Genomic DNA, 3,407 nt, shown 5'->3' with positions numbered 1-3,407 from the left:
TAAGGACTTTATGCGTGATGTCTTTGCCAAATATCCATCTATCGATGCAGTCATTCACTTTGCTGCTTTTTCACTGGTGGCAGAGTCTATGGTGGACCCGCTCAAGTATTTTGACAATAACACAGCCGGCATGGTTTCTCTCTTGGAAGTCATGCAGGAATGCGGCGTTAAAAACATTATCTTTTCTTCGACAGCGGCGACTTATGGTATTCCTGAGGAAGTGCCGATACTGGAAACGACTCCGCAAAAGCCTATCAATCCTTATGGTGAGAGCAAGCTTATGATGGAGACCATTATGCGTTGGGCAGACCAGGCCTATGGCATCAAGTTTGTTGCTCTGCGTTATTTCAATGTAGCTGGTGCTAAGCCCGACGGCTCGATTGGCGAGGACCACGGACCTGAAACCCATCTCCTACCGATCGTGCTTCAGGTGGCTCAGGGCAAACGTGAGAAGATTGCCGTTTTTGGTGACGACTACGACACTCCTGATGGGACTAATGTTCGCGATTATGTCCATCCTTTCGACCTAGCTGACGCTCATATTTTAGCGGTTGAGTATCTGCGTGCCGGTCAGCCTTCGGATGCTTTTAATCTTGGCTCCTCGACTGGCTTTTCTAACCTGCAAATTGTAGAAGCAGCTCGCAAGGTGACCGGACATCCGATTCCTTTGGAAATAGCAGAGCGGCGCCCAGGTGATCCGGATACGCTGATTGCTTCCTCTGAGAAAGCAAGAAGGGTTCTGGGCTGGCAGCCGAAATTTGACAATATCGAAACCATTATCGAAACCGCTTGGAAATGGCATTCCAGTCATCCGAATGGCTATGATGACAGAGGATAAACTGACGAACCAGCTAGAAAAGCTGGTTTTTTCTTGCTTTTTTAATCAGATTATGATTAAATTTTATAAAGAAACAATCGTTGCGCAACATTTGTATTAGAAAGAGATATCAATGCCTCCAAAAAATAAATTCACTAAAGAAGAAATAATTGAAGCTTGTTTAGATCTTGTTCGAGAAGAGGGGAGGTCGGCTGTCACGGCACGAGCTGTTGCTGCTAAATTAAAGTCCTCTTCTAAGGTCATTTTTGGTCTCTTTGATAACATGGAAGAGTTGAGCAAAGCGATCGTCATTGCTGCTGAGAAGACCTTTGTCAAACAGGTTGAAATTGCCTTGCAGGAAGAAAAAGCCTTTCGTGCTGTTGGGATTGCTTATATCCGATTTGCAGCTGAGGAGCCCCAGCTTTTTCAATTGATTTTTATGAATGAGCCTGAGCGTCGCATCGATAAGTTTGCTGACTTTTTGCCAATCAAAGATTACAGTTATGAAAAAATGATTCGGTCTATTCAAGAGGAATATGGACTCTCAAGACAACTGTCAGAGCAGCTCTACCAACATCTATTTATTTACTCACACGGAATTGCCAGTATGACTGCTGCAGGAATCTATCGATTTTCATCAGCAGAACTGCTGCCTATGCTGACACAAGTATTTACAGCTTTTATAAAAGAATTATTGGGAGGAAATCATGATTGAACTAAAGGAAGTTAGAAAGTCTTATGGTACCAATGAAATTTTAAAAGGTATTGATTTACAGATTGCAGACCAAGATTATTTGGTTATTTTAGGAGCTTCTGGCTCAGGTAAATCAACCTTACTCAATATTCTTTCAGGCTTAGAAAAGCCAGATCAGGGCGAGGTTCTATATGATGGGGAAAACATTGCCTCTTTGAGCGAAAGCCAGCTGACAAAGTTTCGTAAGGAACAGGTTGCCTTCATTTTCCAACAATATTATCTATTGCAAGAGCTGACAGTAGAGCAGAATGTTAAAATGGGAGCCCACCTAGCAAATAATCAAGAGTACCTGCCAGTCCTTGAAGCAATGGGGCTTAGGGACAAACTTCACCAATATCCTAGTGAATTATCAGGAGGAGAGCAGCAGCGCGTGGCTATTGCCAGAGCCTTAGCGAAGAAACCACGGGTCCTTTTTCTTGATGAACCAACAGGAGCTTTAGATGAAGCGACTGGTCGCCAGATTCTTTCCTACGTTGCTCAAATGAAAGAAGAACTTGGTTTTACTCTGGTAATGGTCACTCATAATGAGCATATCGCTCAGCTAGCTAAGACAGTTGTCAAGATAAACAGCGGAAAAATCCAAGAGATTTTGGTTAATGAAGAGCCAAAAAGCGTAGAAGAGATTGGATGGTAGGCTATGGTAATCGGTATTAAGGATTTACGCAAGCTGTTTGTTGTATCAATAATCAGTTTTTGTGCGGTGTTAGTTTCTACTTTATTTGTCAATTTTTATATTGATCTTCAAGCAATCAATATTGAGAAGTTATCTCAACCTGCTAAGGCCTACTATGATGCTCAAGTCCTCATTGCTAAATTTGTTTCCTTGGTGAGTGGAGGTGTTCTCTCTTTCTTAGCAGTTTTGCTTTTATTCTTTTATATCAAGCAGTTTATTGATAGTCATAAAGAGGAGCTAGGAATTCTCAAAGCTTTAGGCTACCAAAATTTCGAATTGGCCAAGCATTTCTGGGTCTTTAGCTTTTCGGTTTTTCTAGGAACATTCCTTGGTTTCGGAGCTTCATTCTTCTTTATGCAGGATTTTTATGATTTGCGAAATCAAAAATCTCTGCTGCCTCTTATTAACATTCATTTTCATTGGGAATTGCTGGGGGCTTTAGTTGTCTTGCCGACCCTTATTTTTGCTCTATTAGGGATTGGCTACGCTGCTATTAAACTAAATCAACCGAGTCTCTATTTGCTGAGGAGACTAGAATTGACGCGGGTCAAGCATAAGCGTCACAAGGTAAAATCTGACCGACCATTTTTGAAAGAGCTGAGTGCAGTTCATTTTTATCAACGGAAACTTCTGATTTTCTTTGTCATTTTTGCAGCTTTTTCCTTTGCAGCCATGATGCAGCTTTCCTTTGGAATGAAAGAGTTTATTGATGGCAGTATTCAAGCCATGATGATGGGCATAGGGCTTGTGTTGTCGCTTTCGGTTTTGCTGCTCTGTTTAGGAACAGTTGTTCAAGAAAATAAAGCTAGTCTAGCTCTGATGAAGGCCTTTGGTTACAGTCAAAAGGAATGTTATCAAGTTATTCTAGCCAGATATCGAGTAGTGGCTTATCTAGGCTTTGTCTTAGGAACAGCTTATCAATACGGAATCATGAAATTATTGCTTAAAGTCATCGTAAAAGACGTTCAAGGCGTACCTGATTACTCATTTGATATGCAGCTTTGTTTCCTTGCTTTTTTAGCTTTTGTAATGGTTTATGAATTTCTTGTCGCTTATTATTTCCGAGCTATTAGACGATTGAGTCTTAAAGAAGTCATGCTAGCTGAATAAGAAACCTCATCTCGCTTTTATGCAGGAAAAACCTGTATGAAAGCCTTTTTTAT

Annotated in this window: 4 protein-coding genes; all 4 read left to right on the top strand. The window is 41.2% G+C overall.

The window, feature by feature from the left end:
• On the top strand, positions 1-838 hold an 838-nt coding region (galE, locus tag STRDD04_RS03485), incomplete at its 5' end, for a UDP-glucose 4-epimerase GalE (protein ID WP_231853879.1).
• Positions 839-950: 112 nt separating this feature from the next.
• Positions 951-1,532: a TetR/AcrR family transcriptional regulator gene (locus STRDD04_RS03480; protein ID WP_062199380.1), complete on the top strand. Its 582-nt coding sequence runs from the start codon at positions 951-953 to the stop codon at positions 1,530-1,532.
• Positions 1,525-2,205, top strand: a complete 681-nt coding sequence (locus STRDD04_RS03475) for an ABC transporter ATP-binding protein (protein ID WP_062199377.1) — start codon at positions 1,525-1,527, stop codon at positions 2,203-2,205. The genes STRDD04_RS03480 and STRDD04_RS03475 overlap by 8 nt, the downstream gene beginning before the upstream one ends.
• Before the next feature lie 3 nt (positions 2,206-2,208).
• Positions 2,209-3,354, top strand: coding sequence for an FtsX-like permease family protein (locus tag STRDD04_RS03470; RefSeq protein ID WP_062199375.1), 1,146 nt, complete (start codon positions 2,209-2,211; stop codon positions 3,352-3,354).
• Positions 3,355-3,407 lie beyond the last annotated feature (53 nt).

The sequence above is a fragment of the Streptococcus sp. DD04 genome (assembly GCF_001578725.1).
In the GTDB taxonomy this organism is placed as follows: Bacteria; Bacillota; Bacilli; order Lactobacillales; family Streptococcaceae; genus Streptococcus; species Streptococcus sinensis.
The sequence above is the reverse complement of the archived record's forward strand: the minus strand, read 5'-3'. Positions and strand labels throughout refer to the sequence as shown.

What these genes read in the sequence shown, in the direction of transcription:
- STRDD04_RS03475 (WP_062199377.1), top strand. Translation starts at nt 1,525, where the DNA reads ATGATTGAACTAAAGGAAGTTAGAAAGTCTTATGGTACCAATGAAATT.
- STRDD04_RS03470 (WP_062199375.1), top strand. Translation starts at nt 2,209, where the DNA reads ATGGTAATCGGTATTAAGGATTTACGCAAGCTGTTTGTTGTATCAATA.
- STRDD04_RS03480 (WP_062199380.1), top strand. Translation starts at nt 951, where the DNA reads ATGCCTCCAAAAAATAAATTCACTAAAGAAGAAATAATTGAAGCTTGT.